Genomic DNA, 22444 nt, shown 5'->3' with positions numbered 1-22444 from the left:
TTGTTGTAAATATAAATTAATAACATCGAGAAGGGAGACGTGTACATTATGGATGGAGCTAGCTCTATAGGAATTGCAGGGATTATAACTCTATTGATTTTCTTTATTATGATGGGCCTCGTATTATATCTGGTTTTCTATCTTGTGATGAAGAGGTCTGGCGTCAAAGAGGAAGTATCCGCATTAAGGATGGAAGTACGAGTGTTACAAGAGGAAGTAGAGCGGAACAGGCGGGAATTGGAAAATATAAAGTCTCGTTAACCGTCTGTACATACTATATGTGGATACGCGGAATAGTGTGGGTACAACAGTATGGGAGGAAAGGGGCTCTTCGCCCCTTCCTACTCAATACAGCATTAAACCGCTCATTTCAGTTTTTGAATACCGAGGGTGCTCGAACTATTTCTTGGCAAAAAAACTAAGCGTTCCGGTGCTTTCATCTGCACTCACAAACAGGCTGCGTCCGTTAACACGATGGATTCCTTCCGGTGATTCTCCGGCTGTAGGAATTAGACCCAGGTAGTCCGGATTGACTGGATCAGCAAGATCAAAGAACAAAATGGCATCTGCCCTTTCGGAAGCCACGGCTGCATACGTAGTGCCGTTTACAGTAGCAACAGTTAGATTCTCCACTTCACTTCCCTTGTTGGGACTGCGATCATCCGGATACAAGCCGACCATGGCTGTTGCCTCGTCAATGAGGTTCTGGCTATCATACATCCGCTGGCCTTGCAGATCCCAGACAGCAATATTGCGTCCGCCCGCTTTTACACCATCCTCAAATTCATTCTTGCCCAAGTCCCCTTCATTAGCTGTCAGCAGGTATTTACCATCTGCCGAGAAAGCAATCCCATCCGGTTCATAACGAGCTGTCAATGTATCTTTAAACTGAACGATACCGTCATCTTTCAGATCTGCTTGATGTGAAGTGGTACCCAGCGCGAAGATGGAACTGATCTTTTTGGTCTCCAGATCTACGATGGCCACGACATTGTTCTCCTGTAACGTGATGGCTGCTGTTTTGCTATCCGGACTAATGGCAACATACTCCGGTTGTGGATCATGCGGATACATGGCGCCTTCTACATTGTCCAGAGATACCGACAAGTCGGTGATTTCACCCTCCAATACGTTCCCGCCAGCAAAAGATACAACCATAATGCTACCTGGACGTTTGGTGTTGGCATAGTCAATTTCATCGGCAGCTTTATTCAACTCTTCGTCCTCTATCGCGATAACCGCATGCAGACCGTCAGGTGACATTGCAATGGAGTCAGGCCCAATACCGAGTTCATATGTTTTGACGGTTTTGTAGGTTACCAGATCCACAATGGCAAGCAATCCTTTGTTTGCTTCACTGTCCGTATCCCCTGTACGAATAACTGCAAGACCGTATTTGCCGTCTTTGGACACGGTTACACTGGTGACTTCAGCTTTGGCAGAGAGCTCATGGAAGCTGACTGTTTTCAATACGCTGATGTTTTTCAAGTCAGCAATGTCCAGTATGGCAATGCTACCATTGTCCGCTTCGGTTACAAGCAGGCGTTGTCCATCTGGCGTAGAGGCTGATATTTCCGCCTTTCCACCAGGCATCTGGAAGGATGCGGTCCGTTCAAAACCGGTTTTATTTTGTTTCAGGATCAGTTGATCCGTGATTAATTTAAGTGTTTGTGGAGACACATACGTTGTACCTTTGGTAATGTAGCTCTTACTGTCCAAAGGCGTTTTAACGCCGTTGATGGTTGCTGCGGACGTTCCTATAGGAAGTTGGACTTTAGTATCTGCGATCTGGATATCCACATTGCGACTGCTTCCGTTCCATGTGACTGTACCTTGCATATTTTGGATGGCTGTACGCAATGCAACATGATCGTTGGCAGGTTTAGCTGCGTCAGCGGCATGAATCATGGATGTGTAGCTGGTTGCTCCTGCGCTAAGAATGGCGGTCATCGACAGAACCGCGAGCCATTGATTTCTCTTTTTCAATGTTCCAGATCCCCTTTATCGTTTCGTGTGTAATGAGTTGCACAATTGCTTTATTATAGGGATGGAATGTTAAACAAAAATAAGATAAGCCGGCAAGTTATGTAAAACATGTTGTCATTCCAACTAGCCGAAAAGAAGAAATTGCTGTAGAATTAATTGAGAATCATTATCAATTAATTCAGACTTTCTTTACTGACAAGTCTGATCAAGATATAGACGAGGTGAATACCCATGCGCACGGATGATGCATTAGGCGTAGTATATCAGCATTACCTGACCCAGGAACCTTACAGTCAGCAGGATGAACACACGTATCTGCTCTCTCCCAAGGCAGGTAGCGGTAAGGTCAAAAGAGTGACAACTTATAGTGGCATTGAGATTTTATATTCCCAGGTTGAATATCATCAGCCGTATCCAACGTATTTTGCATCCGAAACGCCCATTGTGGAGCTGCAATTTGCCTTGTTGGGTCAACGGCATGTTGATATTTCCGGCATGGATTATTCGTTAGCGATTGGGCAGGGGGCTCTCATTTTCATGCATGATTTCGAAGCATGGTTTCATCCTCCGGCCGGGGAGGCGTATACTTCTTTTTCGCTGGGAATTCCGGTTTCTCTGTTCAATTATGCTGCGGCACAACTGGGCGGTTTCAAGTCGATTGCGTTTAATCAGGTGTTAGGGCGAATGATCCAATTGTTTGATCTGGCGCCAATCCCCGCGGGATTCTCCAGAGAGGACATCCGGAAGTTACATACGGCACGGGAGATTATGGAGGCCTGTATGGTAGATCCTCCATCTTTACTAGCCTTGTCCAGACAAGTGGGTCTTAACGATTTTAAATTAAAAAAAGGATTCAAGGCGCTATTCGGAAGCACGGTTTTTGAATATTTGCGTCAGGTTCGTCTCGACAACGCCATGAAATTGCTGCGCAATCAGAATAATAACGTCACTGAGGCCGCGATTGCGGTCGGTTACAGCAATGTCAGTGCCTTTTCGCAGCAATTTTATCGCAAATTCGGCGTAAAGCCCTCTGAAATGAAAAAGATTTATTAATAATCCGGCTTGCCGTGAATTTTTCCGTATAGAGGCAGTGGGGATTCATTTCGCCTAGTATACTCCAGGTACAGTGGATACTGTACTGAAATATAGAGGAGTGTATGAGCATGAATCGAATCAGAGGAAGTATTTTTTTTAGCGTATTTGCAGCCATGTTGGGTCTGATGCTGATTGCACCCATCATGCCACCACTTATTCGCGAGTTGGGCATGAAAGAAAGTCATTCCGGCCTTATTATCTCACTTGGGTCCATTATGATGGCTGTTATGGCTCCGGTATGGGGCAGATTCAGTGATCTGAAGGGCAGAAAACCCATCATATTGATTGGATTCATAGGCATGTCTGTTAGCTGTGCATTATTTGCCCTGGCATTGTATGGGGGATTAAATGCATGGATCGGAGGGGGGGTGTTGTTAACTCTTCTGATTGTGACACGCAGTCTGATCGGTATGTTTATTCCGGCGGTGCTGTCTTCTGCCCAGGCCTATATGGGTGATGTGACAGAAGGGGAAGAGCGGGGAAGCGGAATGGCGATTATCAGTGCTGCGAATGGACTTGGCCTTGTATTTGGACCTGCGATTGCAGGGGCTTTTACCCTCATCGGTCTGCTCTGGCCGCTTTATTTTGGCATTTTTATAGCGATAGCTGCGTTTATTATTGCCTTGCTGTTAATCCCGGCAGCCAATCCGGTCATTCAGGCAAAACCGCCTAAAGTCAACCCATTGCAACGTGGTTTACGAATGTACCTTGCTGCAGGCTTGGTTACGATGATGGGCATCATGACATTGCAGGTTGTCGGAGGATTTTATTTTCAGGATCAACTGGCTCTATCCCCGGCGGCAACGGCCCGAATGGTTTCGTTTGGACTCATGTTCTCTGGAGCAGCGATGTTGATCATGCAGGTCATTCAGATGAAGTGGTTGAAATGGCAGCCACGTCCGATGATATTGCTCGGGTCCCTTTTTCTGATCGCAAGCATGATCCTGTTTCTGGTCTTCCGCGTGTTATCCATGTATTATTTCTCGTTTTTCCTGTTTGGCATGGGTTCGGGGCTGATGATGCCAGGGTTCATGGCAGGTGCTTCGCTGGCAGTTAGCAAAGAACAGCAGGGGGGTGCAGCGGGATTGGTAGCAGCGATTCAGGGGATATCCGCCGTCATTACGCCTTTGCTTACAACGACACTCTATCAGGTGGATAAACATGTTCCATTTATGCTCGTAGCTGTTCTGGTTGTCTTGCTGGCAATCATAATGCTGGGTATGCGGAAGAATCAATCCAATACTGTGGCGAACGCCATTCATTCGTTATAGTCAGACAAAGTCAGAAGATCAAATAAGGTCAAAAATGAAAGAAAAAAGGATCTATTTTAAAATAGTAAACCATGATGAAAAGAAATCGGTTTTTTTCGTCTTTTACGGACTTTGAGCCTTATTTGCACGGGTATTATAATAATCAATGTAAGCAACACCAATAAACCAACCACACAAAAGGAGCTGATTTTCATGTTTGATCTGATTCCGTTTCGTAAGCGAAATGAAGACCCGTTCGGACACATGTTGAAATCCTTCAATGACATGGTTGAGAATTCATTCTTCTCCCCTTTTGGAACTGGCTCCCAGCCATTTCGCACGGACATTCGTGAGGAGGATGACAAATATTTGGTAGAAGCCGAGCTTCCGGGCATCGCCAAAGAGGATATAGACATTCAGGTTCAAGGCAATGAATTGATTATTCGTGCCAAACGTCATGACATGGTCGAACAGAAAGATGACTCCAATCGGATCATTCGGCAGGAACGCCGATCAGGCGAATATCCGGCGATTCTATGTTGATCATGTTGATGAGGAGCACATTAAAGCCAGATTGGAAGACGGTGTGCTGAAGCTCGAGATTCCGAAACGTCCTGGGGATGATCAATCTCGCAGACGCATTCAGATTGACTAATACCTAGAAAAAGCATAGATTTCTAACACGGTAAAAAGCATGCAGGAGACATCCATAAGGATGTTTTCTGCATGCTTTATTTTGGATATGAATTGGACGAGATGAGACAAAATTGAATATCTATTTTGCTGAGTCGAGTTATTTTTCTGCTGTTGCCTGCATTAGTGCATAGATCTTACGTGTGGTATTCACGTTTCTTACGGTCATATAAGCATAGACTTTGGACCCTACGAGCTTGTTCATACCACTTTTGGACGCGTCTTCTCTGCTGACCGAATATAAAATGGCTCCGGGAACATAGATCAGTGTGCCGATTTCCGGTTTAATAGGCAGTTTGTCCAGCACGGAGGGCTCATTGATCTCATCCCAGAGGAACATCACATCACTTTTGGCCGTATCATCATTAGTCCATTCTTCCGGGAGTGCTTCAATAACACTCTGGATTTCGTCCATATTCCGTACCATCACCCTGATCTGTAAGCCGAAGTCGGCGGCGATGGCCTGTTCTAGCACAAGGGATATCTCCTTATTCGCATCGGCACGTTCCTGATGATCGGCAAAAATAATATTGCCAGAGTTGATGTAGGTAACGACATCCAGCATGCCTGCTTGTTCAAACGTTTCTTTCAACTGCTTCATATTAATTTTATTGTTTCCGCCTACATTAATGCCCCGCAACAAGGCTACATATATCATATGATGGCCCTCCAATTCCTTCAATTCACCGTTTTAACAAAAGGACAGATACTCTAAAAGATGAGCAGTATACTCTTCTCCCAACAGATCCTGCAATAAAGGTTCCACTTGCTCTAGATACTCGGGCTTTGTTTCATAGGTTTCTTCATCCTTCAATTCTCCGGAATAGCTCCGTGCGGCTTCTATCAGGATAGCTAGTGCACTGAAAAAGTCTGACAGCGAATCAGCAACACGGTTTGGTTCTCCACCTGTAAAAGCAACATATACTGGAGAGTTCGGTGCTTCCACATCTACAATAATCGGATCATCGTTAAAGTTTGCAATGATGACGTGATTTTTTGGCCAAGTGGAGGACTCTTCATAAGGTTCATTCATGCCAATCCAGCGGAACCCCAGTTGCTGACGAAGCAGATGTTCAGGTGCGACAAAGGAGATCAGTGCGGCATCACCGATTTCGACTGCGGCATTTTTCATTTTTAGTGTACCTTCAGCTTGGGCATCCACCATTTCATAGTGACTGTAGAGGTACTGAAGTTCCGGTGAAATAGGTATTCGTGCGTCTACTTCCGGCTTCTGATGATGTTCGCGGGGACGCAGATCATGATTTTTGAAAAGTCCATAAGCTTCATTATATAAATCCTGCTGTTCCACAAAACGGCTCAAGGCCGCATCCAGTTGTTGCATGATATCTGAGTCCTCCTATTTGTGCAGTCTGATCGTAATTGATCCGTTAACGCTGGATGCCTGACCAGAAGACATTCCAGGTGATTGCCAAAGCTTGTTCATAGGATTGTCTTGTCTCATACACGAGCTGTACATCTAATCCATCCATCACGGTGACAAAAGCTACGGTGGCTTCTTCCGGACTCAGGCGGATATCGGGATGTCTGGTAAATACGGCTGCCAGCTCTTCCTTCAGTGTCCCGAGGTACGTTCGATACTGCGCGAGCACAAAATCATGCACCTCCAGAGGTGTAATGAAAGAAAGGATATACATAAAAGCGACGTTCGGATGGGTTAGGAAACGATTTTTGTGTTCATGTAAAAAGGCATATAGCTGCTGATCCAGCGTTTGGGTAACAGACTCGCTGAAAAATTGGCGTACAAACTGTTGTTCCTCCTGAACGACTTCCTCATATAACTCCAGTAATAACGCTTTTTTGGATGAATAATGATAAGCCAGAGATTGCTTGCGAATGCCTGCCTCTTCGGCAATCTGCGCCATCTTGGTCCCCTCGTAACCCAAACGATTAAAATGTTGAATGGCAATTTCCTTGATTCGTTTTTTACTCAATGTCTACCTCCAGTTGGTGAGCTGTATACCGCTGCTTTTTTGGGGAGTATACCAAATATAACAAGATATATACCACAAAAATGCCTGTAGAGATAGCATACACCACCGTATAGGAAAATACAGATGCCACAACGCCCAGGATCAACGAACCACCACCAATTCCGAGGTCAAAGAAGTTAAAGAAGGAAGCCATCGCATTTTCGTGCTCATGTTCCTCTACGAGATTCACACACCAGGTCTGAATGGCCGGGAATATGGCACCAAAGCCAAAGCCGTATAACGCACCGGCGATCAGGAATTGCACATCATTCTGGGCGATAATCAGCATCAGCAATCCAGCGATTGCAAACACAGCAGAAGGCAACAACACGGAGCCTGGCCCCCATCGATCAAACATCTTCCCAGAGAATAGTCGGACGGCGAAGCTGGCGATGGCGACGATGAAGAAAAACCAGGCTATATTCTCGAACCCTCTTTCGGCGGCGAATAAAGCCACAAAGGACATGATTGAACCAGCTGCAATGCCAACGAGCATAATGAGAAGGGAAGGGAAGAGTACCTTCTTTTCAATAAGTTTCACCGAAGGGACATGGGTTTGCATGGACTCGCTACGAACTCCTGTCTTCGGTTTTCTGGATACAAACACTGTCATCAGGAGAGCTAACAGCAAAATGCACATACCTCCCATAAACAGGCTCTGGTAGTCGTACTTAAACAACAGGCTTGTTCCAATCAGGGGTCCGATGGATATGGCGACTGTCTCCCCTACTCCGAAATACCCCATGCCTTCTCCCCGGCGATCTCTGGGTATGTTTTCAGTCGCAATCGTCGCAAAATATGTTGTTGCCAGACCAAATCCCAATCCATGGATGACTCGGAATACGAGAATCATCCAAATACCTGACGATAGGTAGTATGCGCCTGTCATTAATGCACAGATAGTGATGCCGATAATCAAGAGATATTTTTTATCTATTCGAGCTGCCAAAACAGATGTGAAGGGGCGAATCAAGATGGCAGAGAACATAAATATGCCAGTAACAAGCCCGATCTGGGAGGCTTCTCCACCCAGACTTGAGACGAATAAGGGCAAGGTGGGAAGCAGCATTTCAAATGCCATAAACAATAATGCGTTGGCTAACATGATAAATAGGAATGATCTTCCCCAGAGCTGCTGAGGTGTAGGACTGAATGTAGAAGTACTCATGGTTTTCCTCCGTAATGTTGATCTCTGTCGCGCGACATGTTGAATTGATTTTACCTGACGATGGTCAGATTGTAAAGTGCGTATTATCTCAGATTTGGGCGTCGTACAGTCGATTAATCAAACGTTTCTTATAGAAAGCGAAAAGGAGCCTATGCATTGTGGGGGAAACGATCCCACATCGCACAAGCTCCTTTTATTTGTGTGAAAATAGGCGGGGCTAATTTCACTTGAGTAGCATCAGGTTAACTTTACCGCGGAGCAAGGTAGCCATACGCCTTAGCCGGAGAATTCGCCTGAGGACGAAAATCTTCGCTCGGTTCGTTTTCAGACACGCCCTAGATTATAGCAGATTTGAACGGGTTAATAAGCCATGATATGCTTTTTATAAAATCAGTGAGGAGACTGCTCATGAATACATTAACAATAGCTGAATTAGTAGATCGGGAGAATCACGCATGGGAAGAACTCAAGGAACTTCTGGATAGCGGGCAAAATACATATGTGTATGTTCCGGCAAAGCAGGAGGCTGGAGAGGATGTCCTCTATCGTCTGCAAATAAGCACCAAATCCTATTTGGGAGCTGTTGCTTATGAGACAGAAGGTATTGTACTTGACCATGGTTGGATCACGCTGCTTGGTGCGGGTGGTGACAGTACCTATGGAAGCCTCACCAGTTGGAATGGTGTGAGTGAGCAACCTTGGGTAGATGTTCTGGAAGGGTTGATCGTCGTCGCATATGATGCGGCAGGTGGTTTCTTCGGACTGGATACAGGCAAGTATGGCCGTACGGGACACATCTATTATTTTGCACCGGATACACTTGAATGGGAATCGACAGAACTGACATATTCAGAGTTCATTAACTGGCTGGCGGATGGTGATCTGGGGCAGTTCTATCAGACGTTTCGCTGGAAAGGCTGGCAGGAGGATATGGCACAGCTACAGACGGGACAAGTATTTGCGTATTATCCACCACTTTGGACGAAGGAAGGTGGCGGAGAGAGCAGCAGCAAATCCCCAATTAGCATCATGGAGGCCTGGAAGTCGGCACTGGACGGGAAATAGTAGCGCTGATGTAGGATGAAATAAGGAAAGCAACTGATGACCGATAAGTTCAAGTTTTGAGTGATTCATTTGAAACAAAACGATTTTTCTGTTCCAAACTAAAAAAGACTCGCGCTTGGCGCGGGCCTTTTTGTTCAGAACTTTAAACATCCTATATTAATTGTCCAATAGAAGAGGTTCAATGCCAGAGCGTGAAGCTCTGCTATGCCAGATGGTCAGAACCAGTGAAACAACGCAGACGATCAGCAGGCAAGCATACACCACATGATAAGCCTCCTCTACCGGTACTCCCGGAATGCTGTGGAGCAGCAACCCGCAGACGGCTACAGATACCGATCCACCGAAGAACTGAATCAATTGTAACATACCCATACCTGAACCAATTTGTGCTTTGGGCAGCACACGTGATGCTTCATTATTCAATGAAGCCATGGATGCAGAGAGTGCCGGTGAGAAAAAGAGATAACCACTGGTAATGACCAGGGCGGATTGGTCCAGTCCGAGCATGAATAAGGCAAGTACCGCTGCGAGCAGGAGGTGTCCGATGATCATGAATCGCATATTGCCATAACGGTCTATCCACCGTCCAACGAAACGGGTGCAAAATGCTGCAACAATAGCTCCAGGAGCAATCAGCAAACCAATGGCGAGCGAAGAGCGCCCATATAGATCAGCGAGCACAAGCGGCATCAAAAACAGATTGCCCAGATTCACCACCAGCACGCAGAATCCGATAAGGGTTAACCGGGTGTATCCTGGCGTTTGGAACACTTGTGGATTCACAAACGGGAGACTTGCTTTCCGAATATACAGGAGGTGTGCAACAAGTGAAATAACGCCAATGGCAAACCATAACCAGGACTGCATGGTGATTGCTACCAGAAGTGTAGTGGCGTTAATGACGGTTAGTATGGCACCAATAACATCAAATGGCTGATCCGTTTTGACGGATTCACGTGGGAGAAAATAGAGCAATACAGGCAGCGCGAGCAGGACAAGCACCGTTATGGCAAAAAGTCCATTCCAGTTCCAGTACTCGCTAATGAGTCCGCCGACAATGGGGCCAAGTCCAAAAGCCATGGCGCTGCCTGATGAGATGAGTGCGATGGCAGCTCCGCGCCGTTCCACCGGGATGTAACGACTTGCGATGACGAGGCCCAGACCGGCCATCACCCCGGCACCCGCAGATTGCAGAATGCGTGTGAGCAACAGGATCGCGAAGTTATGCGCGAACAACCCCAGCAATGAAGATAACCCCAGGATCAGGAGCCCGACCGTTAACAGTTTACGTACCGGAATACGGTCTGATAATCGACTATAAATCACCGTCGACAGGGCGTATCCGATGGAATAACTGGAAATGACCCAAGATCCCAGGTCCGAGGTAATCTGCAGATCATGAATAATGACGGGCAAAGAAACATTGAACATGGTGGTGTTCATCACAACGATGAACAAACAGCACGTCCAGAGTGGCATGACAATTTTATCTTTCACGTAAACCATTCCTGTCTTATCGATGAATGTGAATTGGGATCGTACTTTGATGAAAATGTGATGAAAAGCAATATATCATTTTACACTTCATTTTATGATATGGCAATAATGTCATAATAGTATGAATCACTTATTATTAATGTCCCACAGCGTATTTCCCACGTTGGATATGAAGCGAACAGCACAGTTTTTATGAAGAAAAGATGGGCTTTCGTGTGGTCGAATATCTGGATGCCGCGGAACCTCATGTCTGTCTGTATCGTGATCTCACCGAGATTATTTTAACCCAAAGCAATGGACAAAAGGTAATGCCCAACAGAGAATTATATGGTTATGGGTATGATGCATATTTTATTACCAAGAACCAGGAAGAGCTTCAACAGGAATTGATCAACGCAGATGTGAAAATCGTACGTGCCCTCAATCATACAGACTATAATAACAAGGAGTTTGTGATTGAGGATATCGATGGACGATGGATCGCTTTTGGCATCAAACAGGGATAATTAGATACATAAACAGGCGCTCCGATAACGGGCGCCTGTTTGTGCATACGATATCTGCAGAACTTATGCTACAGTGACTTGCTTGCCGCGATTGCGAATCCATTTGATGACATCCATCAGAATGACGGCAGCAAGAGCGAGTCCACCTGCAATGAAGAATTCATTCCAGCCAAATGTGTCAGGAATAGCGAAGACGCCGCGCACACCTGGAATCAGTGTGATTGCATAGAGACAGAGACATACCAGAATGGAGCCAAGCACGAATTTATTGGTCATGAAGCCCACCTGGAAGATGGTCTGTGTGTTGGAACGTGCTGCAAAAGTTTGCAGACTGCGTGCCAGAATCAAGGTAGTGAAGGCCATAGCTACGCTGATTTCCTCCGAGATGCCAAGCCCGATATATTGGGAGACGATAACAGCCGCACCAATCAGGACACCACGCGTAATCACAGCCTGCAGGGTTCCGCCTGCGAAGATGCCTTCGTTAATATCACGCGGTTTGCGTCGCATGACATCCGGCTCGGGTTTCTCTGTACCCAAGGCAATGGCAGGCAGGGAGTCGTTCACCAGATTGATGAACAGCAGCTGAAGGGCTGTAAATGGATTAACCCAGCCGACGATCAAGGCAAACAAAATGGCGATAATGGCGCCGAGATTACCGGCGAACAGGTATGCGATAGCTTTTTTGATGTTATCAAATACCATCCGCCCAACACTGACCGCATTCACGATGGAGACAAAGTTATCATCCGTCAGAATCATGGCAGCCGCATCCTTGGCAACATCTGTTCCGCTACCCATCGCTACGCCGATGTCGGCTTGTTTCAGCGCTGGTGCGTCATTAACTCCATCGCCGGTCATGGCTGCAACCTTGCCTTTGCGTTGCCATGCACGAACAATCCGAATTTTGTTCTCAGGAGATACTCTGGCATATACCGAGATATGTTCGAGTTTTTGATCCAGCTCTTCATCAGACATTTTGTCCAGTTCAGCTCCGGTAATGGCGAGGTCATCCGGTTCGGCAAGACCGATATCCACACCGATCGCCTGAGCCGTCGTTTTGTGATCTCCGGTGATCATGATGGTGCGAATGCCCGCTTTTTTGGACTCTTCAATAGAGCCGTATACCGCTTCACGCGGTGGGTCAATCATCGCTGTCAGGCCAACAAGCGTAAGATCATGCTCGTCATCAATCGTAACCTGGTTTTTATCATCGAATTTTTTGTACGCATAGGCCAGCACACGGAAGGCACGTTTGGAGAAGGCCTCATTTTTTTCTTCAAACTGTGTGCGAATCTCGGGTGTGAGGGGCTGAACCTCACCATTGATAAATACATGACTACAGCGACTGAACAGCACATCCGGTCCACCTTTGGTCAGCAAAGCCGTCTGTCCCTCGAAGGTATGCACTGTACTCATGAGCTTTCGATCCGAGTCAAAAGGAAGCTCAGCTTCACGCGGGAACTGGTCACGGATTTCATTGTAATCCTTGTTCACCCGGTTGCTGAAGGCAATCAGGGCCACTTCGGTTGGATCACCCAATTCCTTGCCTTCCTGGTTAATATTCGAATCATTGCAGAGCACTGCAATATGTAACAAACGTCGTTCCTCTTCCGACCACTTGTCGGGATCATCGGGGAATTCGTCCTTGGTGCCATGAGGAATGTAATAATCCACGACAGTCATCTTGTTCTGAGTTAGTGTTCCTGTTTTATCAGTACAGATGATACTGGCAGAACCGAGTGCCTCCACGGCAGGCAGTCTGCGAATGATTGCATGTTGTTTGGCCATCTTATTTGTTCCGAGTGACAATACGATCGTCACAATGGAGGATAGTGCCTCAGGAATGGCAGCAACCGCAACAGCTACAGCAAACATCAGTGCATTTACAATGGACGGCCCGATATTCTCTGTACCTTCGGTCAACCATACACGACCGGCTTCAATGCCAAAGATGAGAATCGACAATCCCAAGATGAAAAAGCCCAGTTTTTTGCTAAATGATTCCAACTTGCGTTGTAATGGCGTGTTCTTGGCTTCGGCATTTTCAATCAGTTCGGCAATTTTACCAATTTCGGTTTTGAGAGCTGTGCCTGTAATGACAAGCATGCCCCGTCCATATACGACGAGTGAGCCACTGAAGGCCATATTGCGACGATCTCCGATTGGAGCTTCATCCGGGATGGTGTCGGCGTGTTTCTCCGCTGCTTCGGATTCTCCAGTCAACATACCTTCGTTGATTTTCAAACTTCCTGATTCCAGAATACGTCCGTCCGCCGGGACATAATCACCTGCATCCAGCATAACAATATCACCGGGAACGAGTTCCCTCGCTGGAATGGTTCTTTTCTGACCGTCACGAATGACCTTGGCTTCGGGTGCAGACATTTGTTTCAGCGCATCAAGCGAACTCTCGGCTTTTTTGGTCTGAACTACGCTGATTACCGCATTGAGCAAAATAACCAGGAATATGATCAAGGATTCGATCAGGTGTCCAAGTACAACCTGAACCGCGGCTGCAATCAACAGCACGATGACCATCGGATCTTTAAAATTTTCGAGGAACAATTTCCAGACTGGTGTTGCATCTTTCCCTTTTAACTCGTTATATCCTTCCGTTTCAAGTCTCTTGGCAGCTTCGGAGGTCGTGAGTCCCTTAGAGGAACTCTGTACATCCTGAAGGGTTTCATCTGCACTGTGTCTGTAGTGTTGCAATTGACCAGCTCCTTGAATATTAGATTTCTCTCTGTGTATTACCCTTACGGGCAAATTCTAGAATCGTTTCATTTCATAATTTTTAGATTACAGGATTTATAAGTTTTCAGCTGTACACAGTATTTTTCATAATGAGCCGAGATATGCTTCATTTCCAATGTTATTATTTCCAATGATGCAGAGACATAACATACATCGCTGGAATGAAACTTATGGTGGTATGAACTATGGAGAATTTTAGATCAGATCAGACGATATCCCGGAGGAAGGTTAGTTCAGAGAACCATATACAGGTGTTGGATCAGAAACTGTAAGCACCATCACACATGGACATATCGAGGTCTGTTACGCTACTTCATAACGAACAGTGTTTAATCTAGTTTGGAGGGAACCCATATGTTTTGTTATCAGTGCGAACAGACGCCGAGTGGCGGGTGTACCGTGGTAGGAGTATGCGGCAAAAATGAAACGATCGCAAGTTTGCAGGATACGATGATCTTTGCGTTAAAAGGAATTGCTGCTTATGCAACACACGCACGCCAGTTGGGATATCATGATCCTGAGGTGGATCGGATTACACATGAGGCATTATATATGACATTAACGAACTCGAATTTTAATGTTCAAGAGCATCTGGAGATGGCGATGAAAGTCGGCAATGCAGCAATCCGCATTATGGACGTGCTGGATCGTGCGCATACAGATCGTTTTGGTATACCGCAACCGATTACGGTTAGTCAGAATCAGATCGAAGGACAGTGCATCGTGGTAACGGGACATAATCTGTATGCACTGGAGGAACTGCTGCGTCAAACTGAAGGGAAAGGAATCAACATCTATACCCACTCGGAAATGTTGCCTGCACACGGTTATCCGGCGTTGAAGAAATACACCCATCTCAAGGGCAATATCGGCAAAGCCTGGTACGATCAAAGAAGACTTTTCGAACAATTCCCGGGTGCGATTCTCGCAACGACCAACTGTGTCATGCCGATCAAAGGCACATATGCAGACCGCTTTTTCTCATACGAAGTGGCGGGTCTGGAGGGCGTTGCCAAGATTATGGATGATAACTTCTCACCCCTGATTGAACGCGCATTGTCCCTGCCTGCGGCAGATATACAGTCCGAGCAAGTCTTAACGACAGGATACCATCATGAGACGGTGATTGGCCTTGCTCCCGAGATTATTCAAGCGGTGAAAGACGGTCATATCCGTCGATTCTTCGTTATTGCAGGCTGTGATGCACCAGGCAAAGGCGGCAACTACTATCGTGAACTCGCGACATCATTACCCAATGATACTGTAATTCTGACCACGTCTTGTGGCAAGTTCCGCTTCAACGATGTGGATTATGGTACGGTTGGAGACACGGGTATACCGCGTTACATCGATCTGGGTCAATGCAATAATTCCGGTTCTACGGTGAAGATTGCCATGGCCTTGGCGGATGCTTTTGGCTGTACCGTGAACGAATTGCCTGTCAGCATCGTCTTGTCCTGGTTTGAGCAAAAAGCAGTAGCCATCCTGCTCGGCCTGTTCAGTCTCGGCATTCAGGACATTCGGATTGGACCAAAACCACCTGAATTCATATCCGAAGGTGTCTTGGATGTGCTCGTGGATATGTTCGGTCTGAAGTTGATTACAACGGCAGAAGAAGATATGAACGCAATGTTGGCATTGTCATAGGGGCATGAATGGAAGAGAAGATATGTGAGAAGCCTGCGCTTTTGCAGGCTTTTTTGCTACGTAACGATGTCATAGGCCAATATACCTTGTGTAAATAAACATGCAATGTAAGGGAAATTAGTTTATTTATCCTATTGAAGTTTTTTCGTGGAAATGCCTATATTGATAGAGGCATATTAGAGTAACACATCACAAAACACGGGTTTACCGTACCATAAGGAGATTGTACATCATGCATGACACACAGATTGAAGATTGCTTGAAACTCGCAGGTGGGAAGGAGAACATCAAGCTCGTAGAGCACGATAAAGGCATAACGACGCTGGTACTGATGGACAGTTCCCAATTGGACATATCGGTTCTGGCCTCCACAGACTATGTGGCAGATATTCGGGTAACGGGTAAGCATTGCCATCTGGCAATAAAGGATGAATCTTCCTTGATCTGCAACACGTTACTGAGTATGGGCGTGGGGGAAACGGAAGGGAGAGCACTGCAGGAAGTAGGACATGCAAAGAAGAACCAATTTTCAATCTTACACTTTGTTTCCGATGTGTTCAGGCCCTTGATGCCTGCGATTCTCGGAGCGGCTGTGATTAAGATCCTGCTCAGTATTATTACGTTAGTCAATACATACAGTTCTGCGGATTCTTCCACGCTGATGGATAGTGAGACCTTTACGATATTTAAATCCATAGGAGACAGTGCATTTTACCTTCTGCCGATTCTGGTAGCAGTTAGTACGGCGTATCGGTTAAAGAGTAATATATATGTTGCTGCAAGCATCGGCGGATTGATGTTTCACCCGCAGTTAAGCTACTTACTGGCAAGTGAAGGTCAAGTTCACTTTATGGGAGTACCCATGGTATCACAGCCGGCTTTTCTTTCGGCTTCTCTCTGGATGTTTTTGACGATCTTAGCAGCGTCCTATATGGAAAAAGCAGTTGGACGCATTAGTCCCGGAGTGCTTCAGGGAATTCTTGCTCCAGTGTTAACGTTGGGAGTTCTGGTGCCACTGATCCTGATGGTGCTTGGTCCACTGGGGACATGGATTCAAGATCAGATGCCGAGTGCTATGAACTCACTGCTTGATGATGCGCCCATTGTAGCCATTGTCCTGCTCGGTGCAACTTTTTCGCTGCTCTTGCTTGCTGGATTACATTACTGGCTCGTTCCCATCATAATTAATGAATTGATGATTAATGGATTTTCCATTATCTTCCCAGCGATGATTGTTGCCTATGTTGCACAAGCGGGTGCAGCATTTGCTTCCGGGCTTCGCAGCAAACAACCTGAGTTCAGAAGACTGGCTTTCTGGGCAACAGGAACAGCTCTTCTGGGGGTGCCAGAGCCTGCCATGTATGCCGTGAATATCAGAAAAAGAGCTTCTTTTTATGCAGCACTGCTTGGGGGTGCCGCTGGTGGACTGTATTATGGTCTTCTCTCTGTAAAATCATTCGTATTTAGTGAATCTGTCAGTTTGCTAGGAATTCCGTTTTTCATGGAAACCGATTCAATGAATGTGCTGCATACCTGTATAGGTATGGTTATTGCCTTCTGTGTGTCCGGATTACTTGTGAATTGGCAGGCAGGGAGAGGAAGTAAAAACAGGATAGGCTAAAAATCAAGAGCCCACACCCGAAGGTGCAGGCTCTTTTTATTAAGACTGACGAATTTATTAATCCAGCCGTGTCTGAAATTTATAGCCCATCCCCCGTACAGTTGTTATGTAACGATGGGAGCTGGAAGGATTCTCGATTTTGCGTCTGAGGTTATGAATATGGACCATAACGGTTCGAACGTCACTCCAGTTATCCAGCCCCCATATGTGTTCAAACAAGTATTCTGTGCTGTACACATGCCCCGGACGACTTGCCATGAGGAAAAGAAGCTGAAGTTCTTTGGCAGGCAGGCTGATGAGCTTGCTGTCAACCCTGACTTCAAAATGACCAAAGTGCAAATCTAGCCAGCCGTCACGATATACATTGTCTTTGGCAATTGCCGAGGTGTTGGTCTTCGTGATCGAACGCCTCAGTTGCGCTTTTACTCTGGCGACCATAATATCCGGATCGAATGGCTTGGTGATATAATCATCCCCGAGTTCCAGCCCCTGAATGATATCTTCCGTTTCCTGCCGGCTGCTAAGAAAGATGATGGGCAGTTCTGTGCTTCGTTTGACGCTCTGAACCCACGTTGTTCCGTTTCCATCCGGCAGCATGATATCGCATAGAATCAGATCAGGAACTCGTTCTTCAAGCAGAACAGTCGCATGCTGGAGTGTTTGGGCGGTATAAGACTCATAACCCTGGTTTTGCAAATAGATCATGACCAGCTCCGCGATATCTGTGTCATCTTCGACAATAAGTATACGCTGATTCTTCTTTATGTAAGCCATGTTCAAAGTCACCCTCCTTTCCATGCGGGCAGTTGAATAGAAAATTCACTGCCGGAGCCCGGCTCACTGGTTACACCAATATGTCCGTTATGATAGTACATAATCTCTTTGCAAATGGCGAGCCCCAATCCAGAACCTTTATGATCTCGATCCGGTTGTTGTTGTTGTTGTTGAGCCTGTCCAAATCGTTCAAAGATCTGTTCATGCCATTCGGGTGGAATGCCAATACCCGTATCCTTAACGTACATACATGCTGTGAACCCGGTTTCGGTTTGAGGTGTTTCTTCAAGAGATAGACGCAATTGTATTGTTCCTGAAGGAGGGGTAAACCTCAGCGCATTAGAGATGAGATTAGACAGGACTTGTTCAATCCGTATTGGATCCAACTGTGCCCTCCACAACTGCGATTCGGGTTCTTCAGGAAGTTCGAGGCGGTAATGAATCCCCTGTTCCTCCACTTCCCATTCGTATTTCTGAAACAGCTCCTGCACGTATGATAGCAGATGTACGTCCTGCATATGAAACTGGATCTGGTTGGTCTCCAACTTCGTTAGTTCAATCAGATCGTGAATCATGCGTTCCAAAAGCAGAGAGCGTGTATAGATTCGGTTAATATACTTTGGTGCCTCTGTAGTGATAATACCATCCCTCAGTGCTTTGGCGAACCCTTTGATGGATGTGATGGGTGTGCTTAATTCATGAGATATATTGGACAGCAGTCGAACGCGAAATAATTCGAATTCAGCCATTTTTTGATTGGCCTGCTGAAGCTCTCCATTACTTTGTCGCAATGAACGTGTTCGTTCCTCTACGGTTCGTTCCAACTGCTGGTTTGTTCGCTGAAGCTGGGAAGACAAATGTTCCGTTTGCTGTAATGCTCTTGAGAAGCGGGAAGTCAGATTATACGCTTGTGTTAATAAAAAGATGAGCAATCCAACAGAGAGCATATCCTCTGTGGGCAAGTGAACCGTATAAAATAACATATCATTTAAGGCAAAAGCCATGAAAAATAAAAAACCGATCATGCTTATTACGGAACCTTTTTTTCGTCTAAAGACTGACTTGACATACATACATAGCGTATAAACCAACGACGGAAACAGCACCCCCCAAGCAAAAGGTGTTAAATAGTATGTGTACACGCGGGCAGGTGTCAGGAGAAACAACAAAATGAAGCAAGGCAGGATGAATCCTGCTATTTTGGATATCCAAGGTATGGATTCCTTAGGGTGTTCTCTATTAATGAACAGAATTAATAGTAAAGCGGTCGTGGCAACAGATATGTATTCGGCTTTTACTGCCCATTCCCATGGCATGTCAGGAATCAGGTAGAGGGCAGTCGATTCGCCAAGAACCACCGTGCGTACGCCAACAGACAGGCAGAGCATACTGTATAACAGGGCCGATATCTCTTTTCTTCGGTTGAGATACACAAGACCATAATATAATGCCATAACTAGAAAAATTCCAACGATACATGACTGTGCTGATACACGTAATAGACGGATCCAGGAGATACTTTCTGCTGTTCCAAGCTCCATGCTCTGCCAGATACCCGCATTCCTTTGAGAGAAGTTGGAGACTTGAATGATGATTTCATTCCATTTTGATTCAGTTTCAAAATAGATAACGTTGGGAAAGCTCTTTGCTTTCTCATTGGTAAGGCTGGTCCCGACGATACCATGACCGCCCTTAAATTGACCGTTAATCCAGATCCGGTAGGCTGAGGCGATACTTTTGGGATAGATGGCAAGTGTGGATCCTTTTAACGTCTCATCAGGAAGTACAAGGCGGAGTCTATAGGTCGCATACCCGCTGTTGGGGAGGACTTTATCATTTGCCATGCGATACGTTGTCCAAGCTTCCGGGACTTGTTCGAAAGTCGGTACAGGCTCAGATTTGGAAGAAGAGTGAAAATCAATGGGTTCCAGCAGTTGCTGCCAGTAAAATTCCCAATCTCCATCCAGAGGCATGACAGAAGTGGTTGAACCAGACCAACGGGACAGATCAAGAACTCCATTCCTGGAAGTGTGGAGGGGAGTGGACTCAGCTGCAGCTGAGGTATTGGTTGAATTGGTCGCATGGATGACGAGGAGCACTATAGTGATTACAAGAACGAACAGGATGGTGAATAGCAATGGTTGCTTTCCAATGTGGCCACGAACGGAATTCATAAACTTCATCTAGGGTGACCTCCGGCTAGGGCTAGGATAGGATAACTATATTATAGAGTGATCCTTCATTTGCAGAAAGAAGAAATTTGACGAATTATCCCGGACTTAAACAAAACTTAAACTAACCTAAGTACAATAGACCACATCATCTTTAGGGAGAAAGTCCCGGCAACAGAAAGGAAGCATGTTCATGAGTCGTTACTTCTCCATCTGTTCGACCTATATGTACCAGCATCGTTATATGGATTTTTTGCTGGCTCATTACAAGGAACTGAATATGCCATATAACTTTCCGGTCACACTCAGCTATATATCCAGTCCACTGTTGATGGGAGGTGGAGCGATTTTGTGTTTTGATGATCAGGATGAAATTGCAGGAGCACTGGGTTATATCCATGGCACAGGGGAGCATGATTACGAGGATCGTCATGTCATTCAGCTCCAAATAGCCTTCATAAAGGAAGAGTATCGTGGAAGCAGACTTATGGTAGAAGCTTTGCAGTTCCTCCTCCAACATATTGACGAACAAGAAGAGATAGAATCGGTTCAGGAAATGCGCTTTTGGGCTGTTAAAGATCGGATTAACCAAAGACTGTTCTCCAAATTTGCAAAGCGAATCGGAAGCACAGAAAGTGAATATGGAGGATCTATAGACGCTTATGCAATATACCTTTCTGAACTTCGGGCATACCTTTCCTCTTTTCATCGAGTGTCAAGGGTGAAGGGAGCTCGTGATAAGGAGGTCACACCATGATGCTGCATGCCAAATCACACGAAGTATTGCAGGATGCAGACTATGCCCGGTTTGCTCGTTTTTATCTGGCAAACAGTGAGGAGTTTGATGAACAATACATGTTGCATGACGCATTGTCGCATCTCATCAGTACCTTGCTGCACTCTCGGCTGTTGTTGCTTGATGATGAGCAGGGGCAATTGGGTGGTTTCGGGCAGTATCGTTATACCGAAGATCGACAGACGGCTTTTATTGATTCGGTCATGCTGGCGAAGCCACATCGCAGCAGCAGAGTATTTTTCGCCGGCTTCCGTGACCTGGTGCTACAGATCTGTCAGGAAAATGACGAGATTCAAACGTTACAATTTCACGCCGTGGCTAATAACCGTTACATTAACAGGTTATACAGCAAGTTTTCCACACACACGGATACACAGGAGCGTAACGGAAGAACAGAACATGTGTATACGGCAGAGCTGGATTCATTGTTGGTTTATCTGAAAATTAAAACAGCCGTTTAACGCGTTGAGCTCATTAAAATTGATTTGAAAGGAGGTGAGTTAACATGGTACCTATGCTCCCTAGCATAAAAGAAGATACACGCGGTGGTAAAATTTTTCGCATCGAAAATGTTCTGAAATTGAATGAGCAATTGCGAGTGAACACAACCGCTGCTGCTGTGAAGTAGTCTCATCCTCCCCAAACGATGAAAGAAGCACACAGATCACACAATATGTGACCTGCTTGCTTCTTTTTGGGTTGGCGTGTCCATTATCGTCATCCGAATCAGACATATATGTGAATATCTGGTGAAATGCATATCGTTTAAGTCCAGAATCGTATGTAATGAATTATACTTAAGGAAAACGGACGAGGAGATGGCCTCCAGATGAAGAAACAAATGTGGATCATTGCAAGTGTTGCAATTGTAATTGTGATGGGAACCTACCTATTTACAAGTAACATGGGCAAGGAAGAGGCAGGTACAGCCAATGCGCCCAACATCAGAAAATTGGTGGAAGATATCAGCACAGGTAAAGAGACACCGGAATCTGCCTCCATTAATGCCAAACAGTTAATCGTCACAGATCAAGATAAGCATACGACTACATATGATTTGCCTGAGAATGAATTTTTCCTATCCATTGCACCCTATGTGGACCATACCCATCCCTGTGCAATTCATAGCTTGACCGGTTGTCAGGGGGAAATGAGCAATAAGGAATTCAGCGTTACCATTCACGATTCTCAAGGCAACACTTTTATGAAAGATGAAGTGATCAAGTCTGGTGAGAACGGATTTATGGACTTTTGGGTGCCAAGAGACAGAAGTTATCTGATTCGTATTGTTCGAGATGGGAAGGTTGCAGAAACGCAATTGTCTACATACGAAAATGATAATACATGCATCACTACGATGCAGTTGAGTTAATGTAAACAGACAAGCGATAGAAGGGAAGGATGGCGGTTTAGCTATCCCTTTCCTT

General features: G+C 45.7%; 18 protein-coding genes and 2 pseudogenes. 11 read left to right on the top strand and 9 right to left on the bottom strand.

From position 1 onward, the window contains the following. Positions 1 to 399 precede the first annotated feature (399 nt). The gene (locus ABTV53_RS20600) at positions 400 to 1986 is read right to left on the bottom strand and encodes a choice-of-anchor I domain-containing protein (RefSeq protein ID WP_433745890.1); all 1587 of its coding nucleotides are present in this window, start codon (positions 1984 to 1986) and stop codon (positions 400 to 402) included. 231 nt (positions 1987 to 2217) lie between these two features. Here ABTV53_RS20600 and ABTV53_RS20595 point away from each other — a divergent pair, with 231 nt between their 5' ends. From ABTV53_RS20595 to ABTV53_RS20585, 3 genes and pseudogenes are all read left to right on the top strand, one after another. Next, positions 2218 to 3039, top strand: a complete 822-nt coding sequence (locus ABTV53_RS20595; protein WP_433745887.1) for a helix-turn-helix domain-containing protein — start codon at positions 2218 to 2220, stop codon at positions 3037 to 3039. Positions 3040 to 3149: 110 nt separating this feature from the next. Further along, positions 3150 to 4352, top strand: coding sequence for an MFS transporter (locus tag ABTV53_RS20590; RefSeq protein WP_433745884.1), 1203 nt, complete (start codon positions 3150 to 3152; stop codon positions 4350 to 4352). Between the two features lie 192 nt (positions 4353 to 4544). Then, positions 4545 to 4986: pseudogene (locus ABTV53_RS20585) on the top strand (Hsp20/alpha crystallin family protein). A gap of 138 nt (positions 4987 to 5124) precedes the next feature. Here the strand turns inward: ABTV53_RS20585 and ABTV53_RS20580 are convergent. The 4 genes from ABTV53_RS20580 to ABTV53_RS20565 are packed head-to-tail and all read right to left on the bottom strand — an operon-like array spanning position 5125 to position 8183. After that, positions 5125 to 5682, bottom strand: coding sequence for a DUF1697 domain-containing protein (locus tag ABTV53_RS20580; RefSeq protein WP_433745882.1), 558 nt, complete (start codon positions 5680 to 5682; stop codon positions 5125 to 5127). A 33-nt stretch (positions 5683 to 5715) separates the two neighbouring features. After that, on the bottom strand, positions 5716 to 6366 hold the full coding sequence (locus ABTV53_RS20575; RefSeq protein ID WP_433745880.1) for a hypothetical protein: 651 nt from the start codon (positions 6364 to 6366) through the stop codon (positions 5716 to 5718). A 46-nt stretch (positions 6367 to 6412) separates the two neighbouring features. Continuing rightward, entirely contained in the window at positions 6413 to 6976 is a 564-nt protein-coding gene (locus ABTV53_RS20570; RefSeq protein ID WP_339166708.1) for a TetR/AcrR family transcriptional regulator, read from the bottom strand. Further along, on the bottom strand, positions 6969 to 8183 hold the full coding sequence (locus ABTV53_RS20565) for an MFS transporter (RefSeq protein ID WP_433745876.1): 1215 nt from the start codon (positions 8181 to 8183) through the stop codon (positions 6969 to 6971). The genes ABTV53_RS20570 and ABTV53_RS20565 overlap by 8 nt, the downstream gene beginning before the upstream one ends. Positions 8184 to 8591: 408 nt before the next feature. Here ABTV53_RS20565 and ABTV53_RS20560 point away from each other — a divergent pair, with 408 nt between their 5' ends. Beyond that, positions 8592 to 9248, top strand: coding sequence for a DUF2625 family protein (locus ABTV53_RS20560; protein WP_433745873.1), 657 nt, complete (start codon positions 8592 to 8594; stop codon positions 9246 to 9248). A gap of 156 nt (positions 9249 to 9404) precedes the next feature. Here ABTV53_RS20560 and ABTV53_RS20555 read toward each other — a convergent pair whose 3' ends face one another. Further along, the gene (locus ABTV53_RS20555) at positions 9405 to 10754 is read right to left on the bottom strand and encodes an MFS transporter (protein ID WP_433745870.1); all 1350 of its coding nucleotides are present in this window, start codon (positions 10752 to 10754) and stop codon (positions 9405 to 9407) included. A gap of 112 nt (positions 10755 to 10866) precedes the next feature. On the opposite strand from ABTV53_RS20555, the pseudogene ABTV53_RS20550 reads away from it, so the two are divergent. Continuing rightward, positions 10867 to 11251, top strand: a pseudogene (locus ABTV53_RS20550) (VOC family protein). Between the two features lie 63 nt (positions 11252 to 11314). Here the strand turns inward: ABTV53_RS20550 and ABTV53_RS20545 are convergent. Next, positions 11315 to 13966 carry a cation-translocating P-type ATPase gene (locus ABTV53_RS20545; protein ID WP_433745867.1) on the bottom strand — a complete coding sequence of 884 codons (2652 nt, stop codon included), beginning with the start codon at positions 13964 to 13966 and terminating at the stop codon, positions 11315 to 11317. 396 nt (positions 13967 to 14362) lie between these two features. Between ABTV53_RS20545 and hcp the strand changes: the two genes are divergently transcribed. Together hcp and ABTV53_RS20535 are read left to right on the top strand one after the other, a co-directional pair. Next, complete coding sequence (gene hcp, locus ABTV53_RS20540) at positions 14363 to 15655, top strand: hydroxylamine reductase (protein WP_433745864.1); 1293 nt, start codon at positions 14363 to 14365, stop codon at positions 15653 to 15655. Positions 15656 to 15887: 232 nt separating this feature from the next. Further along, on the top strand, positions 15888 to 17276 hold the full coding sequence (locus ABTV53_RS20535; RefSeq protein ID WP_433745861.1) for a PTS transporter subunit EIIC: 1389 nt from the start codon (positions 15888 to 15890) through the stop codon (positions 17274 to 17276). 57 nt (positions 17277 to 17333) lie between these two features. Here the strand turns inward: ABTV53_RS20535 and ABTV53_RS20530 are convergent, their stop codons facing one another. Both ABTV53_RS20530 and ABTV53_RS20525 read right to left on the bottom strand, forming a co-directional pair. Beyond that, complete coding sequence (locus tag ABTV53_RS20530) at positions 17334 to 18050, bottom strand: response regulator transcription factor (protein WP_433745858.1); 717 nt, start codon at positions 18048 to 18050, stop codon at positions 17334 to 17336. Positions 18051 to 18058: 8 nt separating this feature from the next. Beyond that, positions 18059 to 20233 carry a sensor histidine kinase gene (locus ABTV53_RS20525; RefSeq protein ID WP_433745855.1) on the bottom strand — a complete coding sequence of 725 codons (2175 nt, stop codon included), beginning with the start codon at positions 20231 to 20233 and terminating at the stop codon, positions 18059 to 18061. A 181-nt stretch (positions 20234 to 20414) separates the two neighbouring features. Here ABTV53_RS20525 and ABTV53_RS20520 point away from each other — a divergent pair, with 181 nt between their 5' ends. The 4 genes from ABTV53_RS20520 (at position 20415) to ABTV53_RS20505 (ending at position 22389) form a co-directional block, all read left to right on the top strand. Next, positions 20415 to 20978, top strand: coding sequence for a hypothetical protein (locus ABTV53_RS20520; protein WP_433745852.1), 564 nt, complete (start codon positions 20415 to 20417; stop codon positions 20976 to 20978). Then, the gene (locus tag ABTV53_RS20515; RefSeq protein ID WP_433745849.1) at positions 20975 to 21478 is read left to right on the top strand and encodes a hypothetical protein; all 504 of its coding nucleotides are present in this window, start codon (positions 20975 to 20977) and stop codon (positions 21476 to 21478) included. The genes ABTV53_RS20520 and ABTV53_RS20515 overlap by 4 nt, the downstream gene beginning before the upstream one ends. Before the next feature lie 44 nt (positions 21479 to 21522). Next, entirely contained in the window at positions 21523 to 21645 is a 123-nt protein-coding gene (locus tag ABTV53_RS20510; protein ID WP_433745847.1) for a hypothetical protein, read from the top strand. 201 nt (positions 21646 to 21846) lie between these two features. Further along, on the top strand, positions 21847 to 22389 hold the full coding sequence (locus tag ABTV53_RS20505) for a CueP family metal-binding protein (RefSeq protein ID WP_433745844.1): 543 nt from the start codon (positions 21847 to 21849) through the stop codon (positions 22387 to 22389). The last annotated feature ends 55 nt before the right edge of the window (positions 22390 to 22444 follow it).

The sequence above is a fragment of the Paenibacillus amylolyticus genome (assembly GCF_050990605.1).
In the GTDB taxonomy this organism is placed as follows: Bacteria; Bacillota; Bacilli; order Paenibacillales; family Paenibacillaceae; genus Paenibacillus; species Paenibacillus amylolyticus_H.
This window is presented reverse-complemented; position numbering and strand designations above follow the sequence as displayed.